Raw genomic sequence first — 22460 nt, 5'->3', positions numbered from 1 at the left:
GGCGAGCCTCAGGATTCGCCGGTACCGTCTGATCCCAGGGGCGAGGCGCGTGTGGCAGCGGTCAGGGAAGAAGAGGTGATCGGCATGTCCACAGACCACAACCGGGATGTGTTCGACAATGCTCGGGTGGCCGCGGCCTATGAGGAGTACGCCGGCCCCACCGATGGATTTCTCGACCGTGGGGAAGCGGCGGCGCTGGTTGCTGCGGCCTCGGTTGCGCGCGGAACACCGGTGCTGGACGTCGGCGTCGGCAGCGGGCGAACCACGGCTCTGCTCCGACTCGTGAGCGATCGCTATGTAGCGATCGATTACGCGCCCAACATGATCGATGCGTTCCGTCGAAATTTCCCGGACCTGCAGGCGCATGTGGCCGATGCGCGCAGTCTGACGGCTTTCGTCGACGGCCAGTTCGGCCTGATCGTGTTCAGTAACAACGGAATAGACACCGTCACCCACCAGGAGCGGGGCCGCGTACTCGCAGAATTCTGTCGCCTACTGGCCGATCCCGGAGTGTTGGTGTTCTCCACCCTCAACCGCAACGGACCGTCGTTCGGAGAGAAGCCGTTTCAACTGAGCAGGCCTACGCAGCGATTCAGTTTCTCGCCGAAACGGGCAGTGACGGCAATCGGGCGGAGGCTGCTCGATCCTGCCGGTGTCGTTCGCAGCGTCCGTGATTGGTGGTCGGCCAGATCCCGCGTCGACGATCGTGGATCCTGGGCCGTCGCTCCGCTCGCTGCACACGATTTCGCGCCGTTCATGCACTTCACCACTTTGTCGGATGTGCGGGCGCTGGTGTCGGGTGCCGGTTTCACGATCGTGGAGATCTTCGCCGACGACGGTTCGATCGTGGCGGCCGATACCGAGACGAGCTCGGCCGACAACTTCACGATCGTCGCGCGCAAGTAAACGGTCAGCTCAGCCGCTCGAGCGCCTCGGTCATCTTCTCCACGGTGTCCGGCGCGACCTTCGCCTCGAAACCCGCCTTCAGGAACGGACCGGCAACCTTTGCGGCACCGTTGAACTCGACCTGCGCGTGGTAGTCGATCCGAGTCGATCCGTCACCTTCTGCCGTCAGCGTGATGTCGTCGACGCTGGTGGCGGTCTTGTTCTCGCCTTCGAGCACGATGTGATCAGGCTCGTCCGTGACCAGGGTGTAGGTCAACTCCGTGGTGATACCGAACAGCTTCGAGACGTTGTGCCACTGCGTTCCGACGGCGACCGGCCCGTCCGAAATCTGTGTGCAGCTCTGGGTTCCGGGATCCCACGACGGCGCATTGGAAAAGTCGCGAAGAAATGCGGCCGCCTTCTCGATCGGAACAGCGGCGGTGAAGGTGCGGGTGACATCGACCATGAGAGTTCTTTCCTGTCGTTGGAGATCAGTCTTCGAGCGGGACGCCGAGGTGGTCGGCAAGCCGGCGCATGGTGCCGACGATCTGGTCCTCGGTCACCCGCGGAAACCCGGCCATCTTGCGGAACTCCGGGTCGGTGACGCGCGACCAGTCGTACACCTGCGTCAGCGCTGTCCGGTCGTCGGCGACCTCCTCGAGCTCCCAGGACCACCGCGTGCCACGAGGTTCCATGCCCTGGCGATTGGGAATCCAACCGATGCGTCGGTCCTGCTCGAACACGAACAAGGTGTTCTCCATGACGTACTCGCCCAGTTCCGGCTGGTACATATCCATCGCGAAGGTGTCGCCCACCGCGCGCAGAGGCGTCGGGTCGATCGCGCCGCGCAGCATCTCCGAGCCGTCGACCGCGGCCTGGACCTCGGGATTGGCGAGCGCAGTGAACACGGAGGCGGGGGGAGCGTCGATCACGCGCCGGACGGTCAACTCGTCGGTCATGGACACGCCTTTCAGTTGTTTATGCCGGCTACGGAGTTACCCCCGTCTGCGGGGAAAGAAACTCCGATCGCCGTTTTTGCCTCCCCGTCGGTTTTGCATCGCAGTGGACACAACGACGAAACACGACCGCCACGTCGCATTCGTACAGTCGCCGGGTCGGACTCCGCAAAATCCAGCTGTGGAGCAGCACCTTGTCAAGGGGTAGCCATGAGTGGAAATACCGTACGCCTGCAGGCGATCAAAGACGTCGAGGCGTATGTGCCGCCTGCGGTCAGCTTCGTCGGAGACGAGAAGCCGGGCGAGATCTTCGGTGAGAACGTCTTCAGCAAGGTCGTGATGCAGAAGCGTCTGCCCAAATCGGTCTTCAAGTCCGTGATGGCGACGATCGACAAGGGCAAGAAGCTCGATCCCATGGTCGCCGACGCGGTGGCGTCGGCGATGAAGGACTGGGCCCTCGAGAAGGGTGCGACGCACTACGCGCACGTCTTCTACCCGCTCACCGGGTTGACGGCCGAGAAGCACGACAGCTTCTTCGACCCCGTCGGTGACGGCAGTGCGCTCGCCGAATTCGCGGGCAAGACGCTGATCCAGGGCGAGCCCGACGCGTCGAGCTTCCCCAACGGCGGTCTGCGCAACACGTTCGAGGCTCGTGGGTACACCGGCTGGGACGTCACCAGCCCGGCGTACGTCCTCGAGAACCCGAACGGCAACACCCTGTGCATCCCGACGGTGTTCGTCTCGATGACCGGTGAGGCCCTCGACCACAAGACGCCGTTGCTGCGTTCGCAGCAGGCGATGGGCGGACATGCCGAGCGCATCCTGAAGCTGTTCGGACACGAGAACATCGAGAACATCGTCTCGTTCTGTGGTCCTGAGCAGGAGTACTTCCTCGTCGACCGGCACTTCTTCCTGGCCCGTCCCGACCTGCTCAATGCGGGTCGCACCCTGTTCGGATCGAAGCCGCCCAAGGGCCAGGAATTCGACGACCACTACTTCGGAGCCATCCCCGAGCGCGTACTCGGCTTCATGATGGACACCGAGCGTGAGCTGTTCAAGCTCGGTATCCCGGCCAAGACCCGGCACAACGAAGTCGCCCCCGGACAGTTCGAGATCGCGCCGATGTTCGAGCGCGGCAACATCGCAGCCGATCACCAGCAGCTGTTGATGACGACGTTCAAGACGATCGCCAAGAAGCACGGTATGGAGTGTCTGTTCCACGAGAAGCCGTTCGAGGGCGTCAACGGCTCGGGCAAGCACGTCAACTTCTCGCTCGGCAACTCCGAGCTCGGATCGCTGCTCGTTCCCGGCGACAACCCGCACGACAACGCGCAGTTCCTGGTCTTCTGCGCCGCCGTCATTCGCGCGGTACACAAGTACGGTGGTCTGCTGCGCGCCTCGGTGGCGTCGGCGACCAACGATCACCGTCTCGGGGCCAACGAGGCTCCGCCCGCGATCATCTCGATCTTCCTCGGTGATCAGTTGGCCGACGTGTTCGATCAGATCGCCAAGGGTGCAGCCACGTCCTCGAAGGGCAAGGGCACCATGATGATCGGTGCCGACACCCTGCCCGTGCTGCCCACCGATCCCGGCGACCGCAACCGCACGAGCCCGTTCGCGTTCACCGGCAACAGGTTCGAGTTCCGCGCTCCCGGCTCGATGCAGACCGTCAACGGTCCGATGGTCACGATCAACACGATCATGGCCGAGGCGCTGGACTACATGGCGACCAACCTCGAAACTGCCGTCGCCGACGGCACCGACTTCGACACCGCCGTGCAGAACCTGCTGACGGAGATCATCACCGAACACGGGGCAGTGGTGTTCAACGGTGATGGTTACTCGGACAACTGGCAGGTCGAGGCCGAGGCGCGCGGACTACCGAACCTGCGCACCACCCTCGACGCATTGCCGGAGTTGATCTCCGAGTCGGCAATGGAACTGTTCGAGAAGTACAAGGTGTTCAACCATCGAGAGATGCACTCGCGCTACGAGATCGGGCTCGAGCAGTACGCGCTGACGGTGTTCGTCGAAGCGCGGTTGACGCTGGAAATGGGCCAGACGTCCATCCTGCCCGCGGCGGTGCGCTACCAGACCGAACTGGCGCAGAACGTCAGCGCTCTCAAGGGTGCAGGCGTCGACGACGTGGACATGACTGAGCTGCAAGCAGTCTCGGCTCCACTGTCGGAGCTGCGCGCAGCATTGGCGACATTGAAGGGCGCGCTGGAAGCCGACCCGGGTGGCGAAGCTCTGGCCGAGGCCGTGCATGCCAAGGACGAACTGCTGCCCGCCATGGCTGCCGTCCGTTCTGCGTCAGACACACTCGAAGCAATGGTGGCCGACGATCTCTGGCCGCTGCCGACGTATCAGGAGATGCTGTACATCCTCTGAGTGCGCAACGCAGGAGTGGAGCCTGCGGAACGACCGGATGGGGCAGGAGTGGAGCCTGCGGAACGACCGGATGGGGCAGGAGTGGAGCCTGCGGAACGACCGGATGGGGCAGGAGTGGAGCCTGCGGAACGACCGGATAAGCAGTGGTGTGGCTGAGTGCCGTGTGTGGCACTCAGCCACACCACTGTTGTTTTCGGGGTGAGCAATATCTCGAGGCGGAATAGCTCGGTGGACCTTTCGGGTTCGGAGTGAGCAGTGGCAAAGACTGTGCACGCACTCGTGAGGAGAGAGATCCATGAAGTTGTTTTCCCCGTTGGCGCTCGGTGACCTGAAGCTCGACAACCGGTTGGTGATGGCTCCGCTGACGCGGGTGCGTTCCGGAAAGGACGGCGTGCCGGGCCCGCTGGTGGTCGAGCACTACAAGCAACGCGCATCCCTGGGCCTCATCGTCAGTGAAGGCACCTACCCGAGCCACGCGGGCCAGGGCTTCCCAGGTCAGCCCGGTCTGGTGACGGACGAGCAGATCGAGGGTTGGCGCAATGTTGCCGACGCAGTGCACGCCGACGGCGGACTGATCGTCGCTCAGGTGATGCACGCGGGTCGGGTGACCCACGAGGCGACGACGGGTGGCCGCGAGGTCGTCGGGCCCAGCGCTGTTGCGATCGAGGGAGAGACTCACACGTACGAGGGCAAGAAGGCGTACCCCACCCCGCGTGCGCTGCGCGAGGACGAGCTGCCCTCGGTGATCGCCGATTTCGTCCAGGCGTCGAAGAACGCGATTGCCGCCGGGATGGACGGCGTCGAAATTCACGGTGCCAACGGCTACCTGTTGCACGAATTCCTTTCGCCCGCCTCGAACCAGCGGGACGACGCATACGGCGGCTCGCCGGAGAACCGGGCGCGGTTCGTGGCCGAGGTGGTCGAGGCAGTGGTCGCCGCCCTGGGCGCAGGCAAGGTGGGAATTCGTATCTCACCCGAGCACAACATTCAGGATGCCCTCGAGACGGACGCCGACGACGTGCGTGCCACCTACCGCGCGTTGGTGGATCGAATCGCACCGTTGGGTCTGGCGTATCTCAGTGTGCTGCACAAAGATCCGGCCGGTGAGCTGGTTCAGGATCTGCGGCAGGCGTTCGGCGGATCCGTGCTGGTCAACAGCGGCTTCGGTGAGATCACCAACCGCGACGAGGCTCTTTCGCTCCTGGACAACGGCATCGGTGATGCCGTCGTCGTCGGCCGTCCGGCGATCGCCAACCCCGATCTTGCCTACCGCTGGCGCGAGGATCTGCCGTTGAACGAGCCGGACCCGAGCACTTTCTACACCGATGGTGCCAAGGGCTACACGGACTACCCCGCCCTTCAGCACTGAGAGTGCCTGCGGCAGTGGTGCGGTTGAGTGCCTTCTGGGGCGCTCAACCACACCACTGCGCGGAGCGCACTAGAAGTCCGCGGTCTTGCGGGCCCTGATCTTGCTGACGATCGAGAACACCACGGCGATGATCATCAGGGCGTAGAGCACGATGGTGATGCCGCTGCTGACGAGGATCGACGGGTCGCCCTCGCTGACGGCCAGTGCGCGTCGAAGCGATTCCTCGGCAAGCGGGCCGAGGATCACGGCGATCAGCACCGGTGCGAGCGGAATCTCGTAGCGCCGCATCATGAATCCGACGATGCCGAGCCCGAGCATGAACATCAGGTCCACGATCGACGCACTCGACGCGTAGACGCCGAGGGCGGCGAACACCGAGATGCCGGCGTAGAGGTAGTTCTTCGGGATCTTCAGCAGTTGGGCCCACAACGGTGCGAACGGCAGGTTGAGGATCAGCAACACGATCATCGCCAGGAAGAGGCTGGCCAGTAGGGCCCAGACGATATCGCCGCTGCGCTCGAACAGGAGCGGTCCGGGTTGCATACCGTACTGCTGGAACGCTGCGAGCATGATCGCCGCCGTGGCGGACGTCGGTAGACCCAACGCCAGCAATGCGCCCATGGCCGTTCCGGCCGTGGAGTTTCCGGCCGCCTCGGGTCCTGCCACGCCACGAATGGCACCCTTGCCGAACATCGGCTTCTCGCGTTTACGATCGAGCCGACGCTCGGTGCCGTAGGCCAGGAAGCTCGGCACCTCGGCGCCGCCCGCTGGTATGACGCCGAACGGCACGCCGAATGCCGTCCCGCGCAGCCAGGCCGGGAGTGCTTCGCGGAACTCCGCCTTGCTCAGCCACGGTCGTCCCTGCGACTTGATCAACGACCGATCCTCGGGCCGCCCGATCTTCGACGCGATGTGGATGACCTCACCGAGGGCGAGCATCGCCACGGTGATGACGACGATGTGGATGCCGTCGAACAGGGCCGGCACCTCGAAGGTGAATCGTGAAGCGCCCGAGGGTCCGTCGATACCGATCACCGCGAGGGTGAGGCCGATGAGCAGGGCGGTCAGACCCTTGAGAGCGGAGTCCGAGACCACCGCCGAGGTGGCGATGAACGCGAACACCGCGAGTGCGAGATATTCGGCGGGTCCGAAGTTGGTCGCCAGCGCCGCAAGCGTCGGGGCGAAGAACACGACCAGGGTCGTGGCGATCATGCCACCGATGAACGACGCGATGGCCGAGGTCGCCAAAGCCTGTGGGGCGCGGCCGTTCTTGGCCATTCGGTGTCCCTCGAACGTACCGGCGATGGCGGTGCTGTTGCCGGGGGTGTTCATCAGGATGCCCGAGATGGAATCGCCGAACAGGCCGCCGAAATATACTCCGGCGAACATGATCAGGGCAGCGGTGGGGTCGAGAGTGAAGGTGACCGGCAGCAGCAGGGCCACCGCCATGGCAGAGCCGAGACCGGGCAGGACGCCCACAGCAGTGCCGAGCAACGCGCCGACGAATACCCACACCAGGTTCATCGGAGTCAGCGCGGTGCCGAACCCGTCGAGAAGATTACTCAATGAATCCATCGGAAATTCAGCTCCGTCAGAAGATCTGGGCGAGAACGCCGCCGGGCAAGGTCAGGCCGAGGCCCGCGGAGAATACGATCTGGACGGTGCTCGAAACCAGCAGTGCGACTGCCGCGTCGAAGACGTAACGGCGACCACCCAACCCGATCGAGACGCCCCAGAACAGCAACGCTCCGGCGAGAACCCAGCCGAGCGGGTCGAGCAGGGCGATGAACAAGGCCACCGATCCGACGGTGATCGACAGGGTGCGCCAATTGCTCACGGTGCCGGTGTGCGGCTTACCGTCGGCGTCGACTCCGCGGTCGATCACGTCGGGCTTGACCATCAGTTGGATGGTGATCAACAGTGCGACCACGAAGCAGCCGCCTGCAACGATGGCCGGAAAGACCTGCGGGCCAGGTGAGGTGGCGGTCGGCGGAACCTCCATCGTGACGGTTCCGTAGACCAGGAACACTCCCAGTGCGACGAGCAGCGCTGGAACGATCAATCCGCTACGGCCCGTCCAGAAAGATCGGGACGTGCCGGTGTCGGTGGTCGTTGTTGTTGTCATACCAGCCCCAACTCTTCGAGAATTCCGGTGATGCGTGCCTGTTCGACGTCGAGGAACTCTCCGAACTCGTCTCCCGTCACGACCGATTCCTTCCACCGGTTGCGTTCGACGGCCGTTGCCCACTGCTCGGTCTCGACCATCTCGGTGACGATGTCGACGAGCGTCTGTCGGTCCTCGTCCGAGATTCCCGGGGGTGCAACGATTCCGCGCCAGTTGACGAGGTCAACGTTGTAGCCCTGTTCGATGAACGTGTCCACGTCGAATCCCTCGAGCGGCTCGGGTGCAGCCACTGCGAGTGCACGCACGTTGCCTGCCTCGATCTGGTCGCGGAAGTCGTTGAACCCGCTGACCGCAACGCCGACGGTGTTCGACAGCAGCGAGGTCAGGACCTCGCCGCCGCCGGAGTAGGCGATGTAATTGATTGCGGCCGGATCGATGTCGGCTTCCTGGGCCAATTGGCCCGCCACGATGTGGTCGATACCGCCGAGCGACCCGCCGCCGATCGGCAGGCCACCGGGGTTCGCTCGCCAGGCCTCGATCATGTCCTCGAGATTCTGGATCGGCGAGTCCTTCGGGACGACGAACACCTCGAAGTCCTCGGCGAGTTTGGCGATCGGAACGGTGTCGGCCAGAGTCGTCTCGGAGTTGTTGATCGCAATGCCGCCCAGCATCACGGTGCCGGTGATCATCACGGTGGTGGGCTGACCGCTGAGGTTCTCGAGCTGGCTCAGACCGATGGTGCCGCCGGCACCGGGGACGTTTACGACCTGGGCGTTGTTGACGATGCCATCGCTGCGCAGCGCTTGCTGCGACTCGCGGGCGACCAGATCCCAGCCGCCGCCCGCGGCAGCCGGAGCGATCAGTGTCAGTTTGGCTCGGGCATCGGAGCCGCTGGCACTGCGAGCGGCATCGATACCCGCCACGGTCACCGCTCCCACCACCGCCAGGGCACCGACTGTTCGAAGCAATGTGGGCGGTATCGCCATCAGAGACCTTTCGTGTGGTGTGTCACAGCGTCAGGTTAGATACAGTTTGTCCGATTAGTCCAGTTCACAACATTGAGGGCAATCCTCGGTGGATTCGAGCAACGGGAGAGACCGTGTCTTCAGCGAGCACAGCGGTAGCAAGCGCAGTGGCAGTAGCGATGAGCAACACACCCGAGGGGCACGAAGCGCTGCGACGCGGTGCTGCCGAGGCCGAGCTGCGTGGGGCGCAACTGATCGTGTTGTCCGTGGTGGACCGCGATTCCGTGTCGGCGGAGGACCGAAGTGCGGCGCAGGCCGAGGTGGAGCGGACGCTGCCGGGAGCATCGACGACCGTGCGCGTCGAGCCGGACGGCGGCGACCCGGCCGGCGCACTGGTCGATCTCGTTGCCGATGTCGGCGCGGGGATGGTCGTCATCGGGTCCAAGCGTCGATCCGCCGTGGGTAAATTCTTGATGGGAAGCACCGTGCAGCGCGTGTTGCTGGACTGCCCGGTTCCCGTCCTCGTCGTGAAGGCGCCGTGACCCGGTAGTATCGGACAAACTTCACACACACGACCCAGAGGAATCATGGACAGCGATAAACCCGGGCCGGACACGGCTCCCCGCACCACAGCTACTACGTGCGAGGCGGTGTCCGGCGAATGAGCGTTCTGCTCACTCTTCTACTCGGCCTGCTCGTCGTTTTTCTCATCACCGTCGCAACCGGCTACTTCGTAGCTCAGGAATTCGCGTACATGACCGTCGACCGGTCCCGGCTCAAGGCGCGTGCCGAGGCCGGTGACGCCGTCGCAGCTCGTACGTTGACCGTCACCAAGCGCACATCGTTCATGCTCTCGGGTGCGCAGCTGGGCATCACCGTCACCGGCCTGCTGGTCGGCTACGTCGCCGAACCGCTGATCGGTCAGTCGTTCGGCGCGATACTGGGCGGCGTCGGTGTTCCGACGGCAGTCGGTGTCGGACTGGGGGCCGTTCTGGCGATCACCTTCGCGACGTTCGTGCAGATGCTCTTCGGCGAACTCTTCCCGAAGAACTTCGCCATCGCTCGCCCGGAGCCGGTGGCCCGATGGCTCTCGCTCTCGACGACCATCTACCTCAAGCTCTTCGGCTGGTTGATCACCATTTTCGATCAGTCGTCGAATTTGCTGCTCAAGGCGCTGAAGATCGAACCCGTGCACGACGTGGAGCATTCGGCGAATCCGCGCGACCTCGAGCACATCGTCTCGGATTCCCGCGAAACCGGCGACCTGCCCGAGGAACTGTCGACTCTTCTCGATCGCATTCTCGACTTCCCGACGCGCACCGTCGAACATGCGATGATTCCGCGTTCACGAGCTGCAACCGTGCGCGACACCGACACCCTCGGTGAGGTGAAAGCGCTGATGGGACAGGAGCATTCCCGGTATCCGGTGCTCGACGAGGACGACGGAATCGTCGGCGTCGTGCACCTGCACGACGTGCTGGCCTCCTCGGAGCCCGATGCGACTCCGATCTCCGGACTTACCCGCGATGCATTGATTCTGCCCGAACTGCAGAGCCTGCCCGACGCGATGCGCGAGCTGCGGGCGACTCGGAACCAATTGGCCTGTGTCATCGACGAATACGGCGGCCTCACCGGCGTCATCACCATCGAGGACCTGGCCGAGGAACTCGTCGGTGAAATCACCGACGAGCACGACGACGGCGTACTCGACCCGAGCCCGGTCAGCGCCGACGACGGCAGCTGGACGATGGCGGGGGAGGTGCACGTCGACGAGGTAGAACGCGCGATCGGGGTGGATCTGCCCGACGGTGACTACGAAACGATCGCCGGATTCGCCATCGCGCACCATGGTTCGCTGCCCGACGTCGGTACCCGCATAGAGGTGGATCTCCCGCCGGACAACGCGGATCTGGCCAACGACGACGAGACGCCGATTCGTTTCGTCACGATCGAGGTGCAGGAGATCGACAGTCACGTGCCGTCACTACTGACCCTCACCATCGACGAGCGGGCAACCGAGCACGACGAGAATTCGGCCGAGTCCGACATTGCAGGTGCACACCGATGAGCAACCTCTGGGTCTTTCTGGCCGTCACCATCGGTCTCATCGCTGCGAGCGCCTTCTTCGTCGCGGTCGAGTTCGCTCTACTCGCGGCCAAGCGGCATCGCCTCGAAGATGCTGCACCGAACTCGCGATCCGCTCGGGCCGCGCTGCGCAGCTCCTCGGAGCTGACGGTGCTGCTCGCCGGCTCGCAGCTCGGTATCACTGTGTGCACCCTCGCCCTCGGTGCGACGACCAAACCGGCGGTGCACTACTGGCTCACACCGCTGTTCGAGGGCATCGGCCTGCCGTATTGGTTCGCCGACGTGCTGGGATTCGTCCTCGCGCTGATCGTCGTCACGTTCCTACACTTGGTTGTCGGCGAGATGGCCCCCAAGTCGTGGGCGATCGCGCATCCGGAGAAGTCGGCCACGATGCTCGCGCTTCCCATGCGTGGATTCATGTTCGTCACTCGGCCCGCGCTCACGATTTTGAACAACATGGCCAACTGGTGCCTGCGCAAGGTCGGCGTGGAGCCGGCCGACCAGGTGGGGTCCGGGCAGAACGCAGACGATCTCCGCCAGCTCGTCGAGCACTCGGTGAACGTCGGTGCACTCGACGCCAGCTACCAGGCTCAAATTTCGGGAGCGTTGGAACTGCAGGATCTCACCGTCGGCGATCTGGTTGCCGGGAGCGGCACGCCGACCTCGGTGTCGTCGTCGGCCTCGATCGACGACGTGCGGGAGGCGTCCCGGATCAGTGGACATCTGCGCATCCTCGTCAGCGACGAGGACGTGGTGAAAGGTGTTGTACACGTGCGGGACACGTTGACCGAACCTGCGAATCTTTCCGAGATCACGCGACCTGCGTACACCCTGGAGTCCACCACTCCGGTGTACGTGGCGCTCGCGTCGATGCGCGAGACCCGGCACCATCTGGCGCTGGTGGTGGATGCTTCGGTCGGGGTGGGTGACACCGCGCGGACGATCGGCGTGGTGACACTGTCCGATGTGCTGACGCGGCTTCTGCCCGAACCCGTCTGATTCGATTCCGGCATTCGAACGAGTCATCCCCGACCGGCCTACACGGCCGATCGGGGACGACTTGTCTATACGTCGTGTCCGAAGCGAATCAGACCGGGGCGACGACCAGCAGGTGTGCCCAGTACGACGCGACGTCGTGGCCGAGTTGGGGGAGCAGCACGTCGTAGAGCAGGTAGGACATCATTGCCGTCGAACTCCTTGTTCAGCGGGTCGTTGCCGACTCGCATACCGAGACTTGTAGGTCATTGAGACTGTAGATGACCCGGCCTTCGGTGGCATCCATATCGCCTACTCGCGTGCGTTGCTCGGAACGTGTCAGCCGATGCAGCCCTGAAGCGTGGTGAAGCTGCCCGCGATTCCGGCACCGTTGCACACTGCGCCCTCGGGGGTGAGCGTGATGGTCGAGCCCGGTGCGGCCACTGCGATGGAGAGTCCGAGACCGGCGGCGGTGTTCTGCGCGACCGCCCCGGGGCCGAAGGCGATCGCCGCAGGCGCGCCGCCGAAACTGCCGTTGCTGACGGCAGTTCCGCCGTTCAGACCGAGCGCCAGAGCCGCCGCATTGTTCATTGCCTCCGCCGACCCCCAGCCCTCGAGGCCGAATCCTGCGGCCGCACTGGCGCCGTCTGCGGAGCTGTCGCACTGTGATCCTCCGACGAGCGCAGCGATGTCGGCACCTCCTGGCGCTGTGGTGCAGGCGACCGGTGCTGCCGATGCCGTGCCGGGCACCAGGGCTGCGAAGGTACAGGCGAATCCGAATGCTGCCGCTCCGCCGAGAATTCTCTTGGTGTGGAACATGGTGAATGCCTCCCGAGATCGATGCGTCGGCACCGGTGCGCCGAGCGTGATGGTCGCTGGGCCGGTGTTGCTGGGACCCGACTCCCTGACGTCGAGTCTCGACCCACCCGAGCGCGGTGCGGGTTCGTCGACATCTCGAAAACGTCTCGGTAGGGTAACGCCGAGACAACGCGACGTGCAGCGCGGTCTCTACCTACGATTGCCTCATGATCGGACGCATCGACGAGGTCGTTTTCGACTGCACGGAGCCGGCGTTGCTGGCACAGTTCTGGGCCGACATACTCGGTGGTCGGCCTGCCATGCGCGACGACTCGTGGCATTTCGTCGATGTCCCAGGGTTCACTCGGCTGGCGTTTCAGCGAGTTCCCGAGGGAAAGTCCGGCAAGAACCGGCTTCATCTCGACGTCGACGTACCCAGCATCGACAGGGCCGTCGAGGAGGCGGTAGCGCTGGGCGCGACAGTGCTCGGCGACCGGCACTCCGACGCGGCCGGATCCTTTCAGGTGCTCCTCGACCCCGAGGGCAACGAGTGGTGCCTGGTGACTCCGCCCAGCTGATCAGCGAGCGTCGTGCTGGGTGCGTGATTCGAGGACGAGCGGCATGTTGCCCTCGATGAGTTCGATGAGGTCGCTCAAGCGGGTGCCGACGTCGCGCCCCAGCGGGGTGAGGCTGTACTCCACCTTGGGTGGGATGGTCCCCTGCACCGTCCGTACCACGAGTCCGTCACGCTCCAGCGTCTGCAAGGTCTGCGACAGCATGCGTTCACTGACGCCGTCGACGCGTCGGCGCAATGCGTTGAAGCGATAGTCGCCTTCGGTGAGTGCCGCCAGGGCCAGGACTCCCCACCTGCTCGTGGCGTTCTGCAGAGTCTGTCGCGACGCGCAGTCCCGCGCGAAGACGGACGCTTCGAGGGATTCGGCGGCATCGGGCATATGGCAATGCTAGCGCATGCTGAAACATCAGCGATTACGATCGCAGTTGCACTGCACGAAAAGTAAGTGCATGATGAGGTGGAACTTGAAACCTCAACCCCGAGACACGCAGGAGTCGGCATGACCACAGCAGTAACCGGAGCAACGGGCAACCTCGGCGGACTCGTCGTCGACGCACTCATCACACGCGGCGTCGCACCCGGCGATATCGTTGCCGTCGTCCGTAACGCAGACAAGGCCGCGCAGCTGGCCGAACGCGGCGTCGTGATTCGGGTTGCCGACTACAGCGACACTGCCGCTCTGACATCTGCATTCGCAGGCGTGGACAAGGTGCTGCTGATTTCGGGATCCGAGGTCGGACAGCGAATTGCGCAGCACAACAACGTGATCGACGCTGCAGAGGCGGCCGGGGTGAGCCTGATCGCGTACACCAGCTTGCTCGCCGCCGACACGTCAGGAGTGAGCCTGGCCCCCGAACACAAGGCGACCGAGGAGCGACTCACCGCGTCGGCGATCCCCGCGGTCTTCCTGCGCAACGGTTGGTACTGGGAGAACTACCTCGGCTCGCTCGCCCAGACCGTCGAGGGTGGGGTTCTGCTCGGCGCAGCGGGGAACGGCAAGATCGCGGCAGCATCGCGCGCGGACTATGCCGACGCGGCTGCCGCGGTGCTGACCATGGACGATCAGGGCGGCAAGATCTACGAGCTCGGCGGCGACGAGCATCTGACCTACGCCGATCTGGCCGCTGTCATCGGTGATGTTTCCGGCAAGCCGGTGGTCTACAAGGATGTGCCGGAGTCCGAGTACGCCGCAATTCTCGAGGGTGCCGGTCTGCCCGATTTTGTGGCGACCATGCTCGCCAGTGCCGACGCCGGCATCTCGCGAGGCGAACTCGATACCGACTCCGGTGACATGCAGGCCCTTATCGGTCGAGCATCCACTCCGGTGGCCGAGGTGCTCCGCGCCGCGATGTGATGGATGTGCCGGGGACTGCGCCGCTACTTGTAGCGTGGGCGCGGTGAATCAGACGAAGACCCGCACCCTGTTCCTGGCCGCCTCCGCATCGCTCGTTCTCCTGACGGGTGCGTGCAGTTCGGATACGGACAGCTCGTCCCCGGCGTCGACGACGTCCGCCTCTGCGTCCGCCTCGGCCGAGGCAGCATCGGCCGGCACATGCCCCACGGCAGCCCCCGACTCGGCCGCAACCCCCGAGTGGACGCTGGCCGGGGATACCGGCAGCATCGCCGTCGTCGGATCCACGGACACCGCGGCACCCGCGGTCACGGTCGAGGCCCCGTTCAGCGTCGCCGAGACACAGGTGAAGACACTGACGGTCGGTGACGGTCCGGTCGTCGCGGACGACGCCGAGGTATCCGTGTGCTACCTGGGCGTCAACGGACGCGACGGATCGACGTTCGACAGCAGCTACGAGCGCGGCGCACCGGTCGATTTCCCGCTGAACGGTGTGGTGGCGGGCTTCCAGAAGGCAATCGCCGGGCAGACCGTCGGCTCGACGGTCGCCGTGGCGGTCACGTCGGCCGACGGTTACCCGAGCGGCCAGCCGGCGGCCGGAATCGAGCCGGGAGACAGCTTGATCTTCGCGATCGCGATCCTGTCCGCGAGCTGAGTGCGGCTTCGCCCCCCCTCGTGCGCGTTTTGCGTAGCTCTGACTACGCAAAACGCGCACGAGGGGGCGAAGCTCCGCCGCACTACACGGTCGAGAGCTGCTGAATCGTGGTCGCGCCGCCCGGGGTGGGGGTCGTGGTGATGAAGTTCGAGTCGTACCCCAGCGATTCGACGACGCTGCGGATCTCGCGGAACTGCTCGACGCTGACGTCGGGCGTGCGCTTGAGCACGAATCCGGACGTGCGGGTGGGGCTTCCGACGAACGCCCACGAGTAGTCGTCGGCGATGTAGGCCACGATGTAGTTGGTCGGCCCCTCCTGGCTTTCCTGCGTGGGTACTCCCGGGAAGCTCACGTGCAGTTGGGCTTTGGTGACCGTGTCGTTGACCCGAGCGTTGCCGACGATGCGGTTTTCCTGGCCCGTCCAGGTGGTGCAGGTGTTCTCGACGCGAATGTTGGATTCGTCGATCATCTGGTAGTTCGCCTGGGTGTCGCGGGCGCAGATCAGGTTGAACGGCTGCGGCACCGCGGCAACCTGGTTCCAGGTGCCCAGGTAACGCTCGACATCGAGTGACGGGATCGGAGCCAATGGCTCGAGGCCGACCGATCCGAGAGGGCCGACCGGTTGCGCCTGCGCCGGGGCCGCGGCGAGCAGGGCACCTGCGGCCACTACTCCGGCAATTGCGGTGCGGCCCAGTGCGGTACGGATATTCATCAATTCGCTCCTTGTGTTGCGGTTGTGGTTGCGATCTCGCTGGAATCGATTCTGTTCGGCCACCAGATTCTCGGGCCGATGAGGGTGAACAGGGCGGGGATGACGACGGTGCGCACCACGAAGGTATCGAGCAGAATGCCGAGACCGACGATGATGCCCAGTTGGGTGAGTGTGATGAGCGGCAGGACGCCGAGTACGCAGAAGACCGCTGCCAGAACGATTCCCGCGCTGGTGATGACACCACCGGTGGCCGACACTGCCCGTACGATGGCAGCCCTTGTACCGTGCCGCGGCGTTTCCTCGCGGGTGCGCGTGACGAGGAAGATCGTGTAGTCCACTCCCAGGGCAACGAGGAACAGGAACGCGAACAGCGGGGTGTTGTCGTCGAGCGCGGGGAACCCGAAGATGTGCAGGCTCACCCAGCTGCCGATACCGATGGCGGCCACTGCGCTCAATACCGTTGTCGCGACCAGGATCAGCGGTGCAACAACCGCTCGAAGCAGTATCAGAAGTACGGCGAGCACCACCGCGAGGATCGCGGGAATGACCACGAGACGGTCACGAGCTGCGGCGTCGGTGGTGTCGAGTGCCTTGGCGTCGCTGCCACCGACCTGCGCTCCGTCCACTCCGGAGAGTGCGGAGCGGAGACTTTCGATCACGGTGAAGGAATTTTCGGACGCGGGAGCCGCATCGGTGACCACCGACAGGCGGGTCAGTCCGGTACCGGAATCTGCGACGCGATCGACCGAGACGACTCCATCGATGCCCTCCACGATGCCGATGACCTCATCGATGCTCGAGGTGGGCGCGAGAATCGTCGTCGGATCGGCCGAGCCGGCCGGAAAGTGTTGCGAGAGAGTGTCGAATCCTTCGACGGATTCGGCGGTGACACGGAACTGCTCGGTCTGCGAGAGGCCGATCTGAGTGCCGAACAGTGCCGCACAGCACGCCAGTAGCGCGACGATGGTGACCGAGGCCGTTGCCACCGGCTGTCGCGAGACACCTGCTGCGATCGAATGCCACACGCCCTCGGTGGTGGTGTCTCGATCCGATTGCTTGGGGACGAACGGCCAGAACAGCTTCGGGCCGCACAGCGCCAGCAGTGGCGGCAGCACGAACAGGACGAACACCGCTGCGACGACGAGTCCGGCTGCGGCCAGCGCTCCCAGGCTGCGGGTGCTCGGCAGGATTGCGAGGAGCAAAGTCAGCAGTGCCAGTACGACGGTGGCATTGCTGGCGATGATGGCGGGCCCGGCCTGCCGGACGGCCTGGTGAAGGGCGAGGCGGTGGTCGGACTCGCGACGCAATTCCTCGCGGTAGCGAGAGATCAACAGCAGCGCATAGTTCGTTCCGGCACCGAACACCAGCACGCTGGTGATTCCCGAGGTCGAACCGTCGAACGAGAGACCGGTGACCTCGGCCAGGGCAGTGCCGACGGTAGTGGCGAACCGGTCTGCAAAACCGATGACCAACAGCGGCACCAACCACAGGATGGGTGACCGGTACGTGACGATCAGAAGGACTGCCACCACGAGCGCGGTGACCGCGAGCAAGGTGAAGTTGGCTCCGGAGAACGAGTTCGCAATGTCGGCACCGAAAGCGGGGCCGCCGGTGACCTGAGCGCGCAGGTCCGGTGCGAGGCCGTCGGTCGCGGCGGACCGCAACTCGGTGATCAGTTCGTTCAGCGTGAAGCCCGACAGCTCGGAATCGACCTGGACGAGAGCGATCGCGGCCTTGCCGTCGGGTGCCACGATCGGAGGGGGTCCCGGCGCGTCGGGCACCGAACGGTCGACGGCCAGCAACCTGTTCTTTGCAGCGGCGGCGGCCTCGATATCGGCCGGGGTCAGGTCTGTGCCGTCGGTCCGGCTCAGAACCAGGATCACAGGGGCGGTGTCGGAGTCCGGAAACTCGGCCAGAAGCTGGTCCACCTGGTAGGACTCGGCAGAGGTCGGCAGCGAATTGGGTGACTGACCGGCCGAATCGTTGCTTCCGACGAGCCCCATCACGGCGGCCGAAAGAATGAGGATCGCGAGTGCAATTGCCCATGATCGACGGTGCGTCACCGCCGCGGCGATGCGGTCCCACGCGGCGTTGTTCTCGGTTCGTGTGCTGTCCACGCTCAAAACAATCTCATTTACTTAGATATTAAGCAACTGAATCTGTTGCGGGCAGTAGTCTGACGTTGACCGCAGCGAAGGAGTTACCACCGACATGACCGACCGAAACCACCTCGAATCCGCAATATCTGCGGATCTCCGAGCGCTTTCTTCGGTCTCCGAGCAGATCGGTCAGGTTTTCGGGGCCCTACACAGCCTGCGGCCCAACGACTTTCGTGCCCTGCTGCATGTGATGGTCGCGGACGTGGAGGGCGCGCCGCTCACTGCAGGTGAACTCGGCACGATGTTGGGGCTCTCTTCTGCGGCCATGACCTATCTCGTCGAGCGCATGATCGCTTCGGGTCACATACGACGCGAATCGGATGCATCCGACAGACGCAAAGTGATTCTGCGGTACGACGAGCACGGGATGGAGGTCGCTCGCGGCTTCTTCGGACCCCTGGGAATGCGGACCAGCGCCGCACTGGCAGACCTTCCCGATGCCGATCTGGCCGCCGCGCATCGGGTGTTCGAATCGCTCATCGGTGCCATGCGTGAACACCACGCCGACCTGGGTAACAGCAGTCGAGCGTAGGGCGCGTGCCCGGGTGCGATGTTCGAACCGCTGGTGGGCGGCCTGCTCGAGCCGATGCTGGACTCCGAGCCTGCGAGTGCCGTAAGGTTGGCCGAGGTTGAGCTAACAGCCGGTCACGGGGAAACGCAGCGAAGTCGGCGTCCGGGTCAGGCATTATTCTGCTCCCGCTGCGTCAATCGGTTTCCCCCTCAGTTCGACCGATCGATGGGATCTGCCATGAGTGTTGAATCTTCAGGCAACAAAGTTCGAACCACCCCGGTGACTGTCGCGGAGAAGTCCGTGTCCGTCGCAGCAACCGGAGCAATCTTCACCGCGCACGACGGCCCCGACGGCTCACTCGTCGTCGCCGTCCACGGCGACATCGACATGCGCAGCGCGCCGATGTTCTCCGATTTCGTCTGCAGCCGCGTGTCCAGCAAACGGCACGTCACCCTCGACCTGTCCGATGTCGGTTTCTTCGGCATCGCAGGTCTCACAGTTTTCGATGCAGTCCGCGAGTACACGGCCGGCATCGGTGCATCATGGTCGATCGTCGCAGGACGTTCGGTCTCGCGTTTGCTCCAGGTCGCAGACCTCGAGGCCACTGTCCCGACGTCTCGTCCTTCGAGCGACTAGAAGTACTCCGGCGATAATCGCCGCGACAAGAGGTGGGCAGCTCCTGTATAGGGGCTGCCCACTGTTGGTTCTGCCCTCGATTACACAACCTCGACTCACAGAACCTCGATTCACAGAACGGACGACCCTGACCGACGGCGTGGCCGAGGCGCAGGATCGTCCGAATGTGTTTCAGCCCAAACGAACTAGTCTTTGGTTCCATCGGAGTCGCTGAAGAACGCCCACTCGCCGTCGTGCTCCACTTCCAGTCGCCAGCCCAACTCTTCGTTGTCTGCGCGGCTGTCCTTGAACCAGGAATGCGCATCCTCGGAACTTGAGATGTCCTTGGTGTCGACGACGGTTCCGTGCGGATCGATAACTCTGTAGTTTGCCATGACGTCGGGATGCCCCGATGTCGCGCAACCTAATCCACGTCGGCACGCCGAGGGGAAGCGGCGGTCGGCTGCTGGAATCCGCAAACGCGCGCGCGTTCGTCGAAGGCGCGCGAAATCGCCTCGAAAACGATGAGATTCTGCGCGCATCTGGCAACCGCGCGCGCGTTTGCGAGAATCGAGTACTTCGGTGAACCCTCTACTTGCGCGAGAGAAGCGATCGCGCGAAGAACATCAGGTTGGCGGGGCGCTCGGCCAACCTGCGCATGAAGTAGCCGTACCACTGCTCTCCGTACGGCACGTACACCCGAACGTGTCGATCGGCGTCGACGAGCCGCCGCTGTTCCTGATCGCGGATGCCGTAGAGCATTTGGAACTCGAAGTCCTCGGACGACCTCCCCGCGGCCGCCGCGAATGTCTCGGCCGCCTCGATCATTTCCGGGTCGTGCGAAGCGACCATCGGATAGCCGCGACCGTCCATCAGGATCTTCAGGCACCGGAGGTAGGAGTCGGACACCTCCCGTGCACCCTGAAACGCGACCGACGACGGTTCGTTGTACGCCCCCTTGCAGAGTCGTATCCGTGATCTCGGTCCGGACAATTCCGCGCAGTCCGCTTCGGTTCGCCTCAGGTACGCCTGCAGCACCGTGCCCAGATCGGGAAAGTCGACGCGGAGCTCACGCACGATCGACAGTGTCGAATCGGTGGTCGTGTGGTCCTCGGCATCGACCGTCACCCGTACCCCGGCCGCAGCGGCAGCCGTGCAGATCGTCCTGGCGTTCTCCAGCGCCAGGGTCCGATCGATTCCTTGACCGAGAGCCGAGAGTTTGAGTGAGACCTCCAGCGCGTTGGTGTTGCTCCGCCGAGACGAAAAGCGCTCTATCAGAGACAGATACGACTCGACGGTGGCGCTCGCCTGAGCTCGGTCGGTGGTGTCCTCACCGAGATAGTCCACGGACACGAACCGACCCGAGTCCAGCAGGGTGTCGACAGCGGTGACGGCCGCGGGCTCCGATTCCCCGGCCACGAAGCGGTCGACGAGAGCGCGAGTGGCACGCATTCGCGTCACCGTCGCCTGCAGTTTGGGCGATCGAGCGGCCGCCAGCAGCGCCGGCCGGAGGGGATTGTTCAGCAGGGTGGTCATCGCGTGCCCTCGCCTTCCTGATGTGGGTAGCCGTGGGTGGTCGGCGGGACGAACGTTTCCTTCACGGTGCGGGCAGAGGTCCAGCGCAGCAGGTTCTGCGGTGAACCGGCTTTGTCGTTCGTTCCCGACGCTCGGGCTCCGCCGAACGGTTGCTGGCCCACCACTGCGCCGGTCGGCTTGTCGTTGACGTAGAAGTTTCCGGCTGCGAATCGTAGTGCGGTATGGGCCTGTTCGACGGCAGTGCGGTCGGTGGCGATGACCGCACCGGTCAGCGCGTACTTGGATCCGGTGTCGACGGCGCGCAGTGTGTCGGCGTAGGCGTCGGGCTTGCTGTCGTCGTAGACGTGCACGGCCAGGATGGGCCCGAAGTACTCGGTGGTGAAGGCCTCGTCGGTCGGGTCGTCGCCGAGGAGAACGGTGGGGGAGACGAAGTAGCCCTCGGAATCGTCGCAGGTTCCGCCGGCGGCGATGGTCAGGCTGGGCACGGATTTCGCTCGATCGAGTGCAGCTGCGTTGCGGTCGAACGCCTTTCGGTCGATGACGGCTCCGCCGTAGTTCGACAGGTCGGTCACGTCGCCGTACTTCAGCGCCGACACCTGCTCGATGAACGTCTCGCCCATCGCAGCCCACACAGATTTCGGAACGAAGGCCCGGGAAGCGGCCGAGCACTTCTGTCCCTGGAAATCGAAGGCACCACGAATCATGGCCGTGGTCAACACTTCCGGATCGGCGGAGCTGTGCGCGACGATGAAGTCCTTGCCGCCGGTCTCGCCGACCAGCCGGGGGTACGTGTGGTAGTTCGAGATGTTGTTTCCCACCTCGCGCCACAGCGTCTGGAACGTCGCGGTGGATCCGGTGAAGTGGATGCCCGCGAGTCGTGGATCGGCAAGGGCCACTTCGGACACCATCGGTCCGTCGCCGAGGACCAGGTTGATCACACCCGGTGGCAAGCCGGCCGCTTCGAGGAGCTGCAGCGTCAGGTATGCGGCCACGGCCTGGGTGGGGGAGGGCTTCCACAGCACGGTATTGCCCATCAGCGCAGGCGCGGTGGGCAGGTTGCCCGCAATGGCGGTGAAATTGAACGGGGTGATGGCATAGACGAAGCCCTCGAGCGGACGGTATTCGACGCGATTCCACACTCCCGGTGCCGATACCGGCTGCTCGGCAAGTATCTGCCGGGCGAAGGTCACGTTGAATCGCCAGAAGTCGATCAGCTCGCACGGTGCGTCGATCTCGGCCTGATAGGCCGACTTGGACTGGCCGAGCATCGTTGCAGCAGCGATCCTTTCGCGCCAGGGCCCGGACAGTAGATCCGCTGCTCGTAGGAAGACGGCGGCGCGCTCGTCGAACGGGAGATCGCGCCACATCGGGGCCGCAGCAGTCGCGGCATCGATGGCGTCGCGAACATCCTGGTGGCCGGCACCGGCGAAGCTGCCGATGATCGACGCATGCCGGTGGGGCTCGACGACATTTTCGACAGTGCCGTCGGCGACGCGGTGGACGCCGCCGATGACCTGGTGGATCTCGACGGGCGATGTCCTGAGCTCGGTCAGGCGGGTTCGTAGGCGGGCACGTTCGGCGCTCCCCGGCGCGTAGGTGTTGACCGGCTCGTTGGTGGGGGTGGGAACTGATGTGACGGCGTCCATGGCTGCTCCTCGTCTTTGCTGTGTGGTGGCCATTGAAGTCCGATTCGGGGGCCGTTCAATCAGCTCATCGGCCAAAGAATCCGTGGTCTACTTGTCCGTATGGCCAATGCCGTTTCTCTACGATCGCTACTGACATCTCTGCACAGCGCTGT

The 22460-nt window shown here is 64.4% G+C and carries 23 protein-coding genes; 11 read left to right on the top strand and 12 right to left on the bottom strand.

The window, feature by feature from the left end:
* Nucleotides 1-84: 84 nt before the first annotated feature.
* Complete coding sequence (locus tag BH93_RS22315) at nt 85-906, top strand: class I SAM-dependent methyltransferase (protein WP_037173323.1); 822 nt, start codon at nt 85-87, stop codon at nt 904-906.
* A 4-nt stretch (nt 907-910) separates the two neighbouring features.
* Here the strand turns inward: BH93_RS22315 and BH93_RS22310 are convergent, their stop codons facing one another.
* Together BH93_RS22310 and BH93_RS22305 are read right to left on the bottom strand one after the other, a co-directional pair.
* On the bottom strand, nt 911-1351 hold the full coding sequence (locus BH93_RS22310; RefSeq protein WP_032405703.1) for an SRPBCC family protein: 441 nt from the start codon (nt 1349-1351) through the stop codon (nt 911-913).
* A gap of 25 nt (nt 1352-1376) precedes the next feature.
* Nucleotides 1377-1844 carry an SRPBCC domain-containing protein gene (locus tag BH93_RS22305; protein WP_032376301.1) on the bottom strand — a complete coding sequence of 156 codons (468 nt, stop codon included), beginning with the start codon at nt 1842-1844 and terminating at the stop codon, nt 1377-1379.
* A gap of 207 nt (nt 1845-2051) precedes the next feature.
* On the opposite strand from BH93_RS22305, the gene BH93_RS22300 reads away from it, so the two are divergent.
* Nucleotides 2052-4232, top strand: coding sequence for a glutamine synthetase III family protein (locus BH93_RS22300; RefSeq protein ID WP_037172598.1), 2181 nt, complete (start codon nt 2052-2054; stop codon nt 4230-4232).
* Between the two features lie 295 nt (nt 4233-4527).
* Nucleotides 4528-5601, top strand: a complete 1074-nt coding sequence (locus BH93_RS22295) for an alkene reductase (RefSeq protein ID WP_032405705.1) — start codon at nt 4528-4530, stop codon at nt 5599-5601.
* A gap of 69 nt (nt 5602-5670) precedes the next feature.
* Here the strand turns inward: BH93_RS22295 and BH93_RS22290 are convergent, their stop codons facing one another.
* The 3 genes from BH93_RS22290 to BH93_RS22280 are packed head-to-tail and all read right to left on the bottom strand — an operon-like array spanning nt 5671 to nt 8712.
* On the bottom strand, nt 5671-7176 hold the full coding sequence (locus BH93_RS22290) for a tripartite tricarboxylate transporter permease (protein WP_037172597.1): 1506 nt from the start codon (nt 7174-7176) through the stop codon (nt 5671-5673).
* A 16-nt stretch (nt 7177-7192) separates the two neighbouring features.
* Entirely contained in the window at nt 7193-7726 is a 534-nt protein-coding gene (locus BH93_RS22285; protein ID WP_037172595.1) for a tripartite tricarboxylate transporter TctB family protein, read from the bottom strand.
* Nucleotides 7723-8712 carry a Bug family tripartite tricarboxylate transporter substrate binding protein gene (locus BH93_RS22280; RefSeq protein WP_032376306.1) on the bottom strand — a complete coding sequence of 330 codons (990 nt, stop codon included), beginning with the start codon at nt 8710-8712 and terminating at the stop codon, nt 7723-7725. Before BH93_RS22280 ends, BH93_RS22285 begins: the two co-directional genes overlap by 4 nt.
* 113 nt (nt 8713-8825) lie before the next feature.
* On the opposite strand from BH93_RS22280, the gene BH93_RS22275 reads away from it, so the two are divergent.
* The 3 genes from BH93_RS22275 to BH93_RS22265 all read left to right on the top strand — a co-directional run bounded on the left by BH93_RS22275 (nt 8826) and on the right by BH93_RS22265 (nt 11775).
* Entirely contained in the window at nt 8826-9233 is a 408-nt protein-coding gene (locus BH93_RS22275; protein ID WP_230592726.1) for a universal stress protein, read from the top strand.
* A 119-nt stretch (nt 9234-9352) separates the two neighbouring features.
* A complete protein-coding gene (locus tag BH93_RS22270) occupies nt 9353-10759 on the top strand; it encodes a hemolysin family protein (protein ID WP_037172594.1) in 1407 nt (468 codons plus the stop codon).
* Nucleotides 10756-11775 carry a hemolysin family protein gene (locus BH93_RS22265; protein ID WP_037172592.1) on the top strand — a complete coding sequence of 340 codons (1020 nt, stop codon included), beginning with the start codon at nt 10756-10758 and terminating at the stop codon, nt 11773-11775. Before BH93_RS22270 ends, BH93_RS22265 begins: the two co-directional genes overlap by 4 nt.
* A gap of 315 nt (nt 11776-12090) precedes the next feature.
* Here BH93_RS22265 and BH93_RS22260 read toward each other — a convergent pair whose 3' ends face one another.
* Nucleotides 12091-12570: a DUF6764 family protein gene (locus tag BH93_RS22260; protein WP_032405711.1), complete on the bottom strand. Its 480-nt coding sequence runs from the start codon at nt 12568-12570 to the stop codon at nt 12091-12093.
* Nucleotides 12571-12776: 206 nt separating this feature from the next.
* Between BH93_RS22260 and BH93_RS22255 the strand changes: the two genes are divergently transcribed.
* Nucleotides 12777-13127, top strand: a complete 351-nt coding sequence (locus BH93_RS22255; RefSeq protein WP_037172591.1) for a VOC family protein — start codon at nt 12777-12779, stop codon at nt 13125-13127.
* On the opposite strand, the gene BH93_RS22250 is transcribed toward BH93_RS22255, so the two are convergent.
* Nucleotides 13128-13502: a winged helix-turn-helix transcriptional regulator gene (locus tag BH93_RS22250; protein ID WP_032405713.1), complete on the bottom strand. Its 375-nt coding sequence runs from the start codon at nt 13500-13502 to the stop codon at nt 13128-13130. It abuts the gene before it with no gap.
* Between the two features lie 120 nt (nt 13503-13622).
* Between BH93_RS22250 and BH93_RS22245 the strand changes: the two genes are divergently transcribed.
* Together BH93_RS22245 and BH93_RS22240 are read left to right on the top strand one after the other, a co-directional pair.
* Nucleotides 13623-14477 (top strand): SDR family oxidoreductase, encoded by an 855-nt coding sequence (locus tag BH93_RS22245; protein ID WP_037172590.1) that lies wholly within the window; start codon nt 13623-13625, stop codon nt 14475-14477.
* A 34-nt stretch (nt 14478-14511) separates the two neighbouring features.
* Complete coding sequence (locus BH93_RS22240) at nt 14512-15129, top strand: FKBP-type peptidyl-prolyl cis-trans isomerase (protein WP_094702739.1); 618 nt, start codon at nt 14512-14514, stop codon at nt 15127-15129.
* Nucleotides 15130-15211: 82 nt separating this feature from the next.
* Here the strand turns inward: BH93_RS22240 and BH93_RS22235 are convergent, their stop codons facing one another.
* Both BH93_RS22235 and BH93_RS22230 read right to left on the bottom strand, forming a co-directional pair.
* Complete coding sequence (locus tag BH93_RS22235; RefSeq protein WP_052065044.1) at nt 15212-15841, bottom strand: lipocalin family protein; 630 nt, start codon at nt 15839-15841, stop codon at nt 15212-15214.
* On the bottom strand, nt 15841-17904 hold the full coding sequence (locus tag BH93_RS22230) for an MMPL family transporter (protein ID WP_242459253.1): 2064 nt from the start codon (nt 17902-17904) through the stop codon (nt 15841-15843). The genes BH93_RS22235 and BH93_RS22230 overlap by 1 nt, the downstream gene beginning before the upstream one ends.
* A 148-nt stretch (nt 17905-18052) precedes the next feature.
* Between BH93_RS22230 and BH93_RS22225 the strand changes: the two genes are divergently transcribed.
* A complete protein-coding gene (locus BH93_RS22225; protein WP_037154039.1) occupies nt 18053-18532 on the top strand; it encodes a MarR family winged helix-turn-helix transcriptional regulator in 480 nt (159 codons plus the stop codon).
* A gap of 216 nt (nt 18533-18748) precedes the next feature.
* Nucleotides 18749-19147 (top strand): STAS domain-containing protein, encoded by a 399-nt coding sequence (locus tag BH93_RS22220; protein ID WP_052065043.1) that lies wholly within the window; start codon nt 18749-18751, stop codon nt 19145-19147.
* Nucleotides 19148-19332: 185 nt separating this feature from the next.
* Here BH93_RS22220 and BH93_RS22215 read toward each other — a convergent pair whose 3' ends face one another.
* The 3 genes from BH93_RS22215 to pruA all read right to left on the bottom strand — a co-directional run bounded on the left by BH93_RS22215 (nt 19333) and on the right by pruA (nt 22308).
* Nucleotides 19333-19521, bottom strand: coding sequence for a hypothetical protein (locus BH93_RS22215; protein WP_037173318.1), 189 nt, complete (start codon nt 19519-19521; stop codon nt 19333-19335).
* 196 nt (nt 19522-19717) lie between these two features.
* Nucleotides 19718-20662 carry a proline dehydrogenase family protein gene (locus BH93_RS22210; RefSeq protein ID WP_037173316.1) on the bottom strand — a complete coding sequence of 315 codons (945 nt, stop codon included), beginning with the start codon at nt 20660-20662 and terminating at the stop codon, nt 19718-19720.
* The gene (gene pruA, locus BH93_RS22205) at nt 20659-22308 is read right to left on the bottom strand and encodes an L-glutamate gamma-semialdehyde dehydrogenase (RefSeq protein ID WP_037173315.1); all 1650 of its coding nucleotides are present in this window, start codon (nt 22306-22308) and stop codon (nt 20659-20661) included. Before pruA ends, BH93_RS22210 begins: the two co-directional genes overlap by 4 nt.
* Nucleotides 22309-22460 lie beyond the last annotated feature (152 nt).

It is taken from the genome of Rhodococcoides fascians A25f, from assembly GCF_000760935.2.
Classification (GTDB): Bacteria; Actinomycetota; Actinomycetes; order Mycobacteriales; family Mycobacteriaceae; genus Rhodococcoides.
The sequence above is the reverse complement of the archived record's forward strand: the minus strand, read 5'-3'. Positions and strand labels throughout refer to the sequence as shown.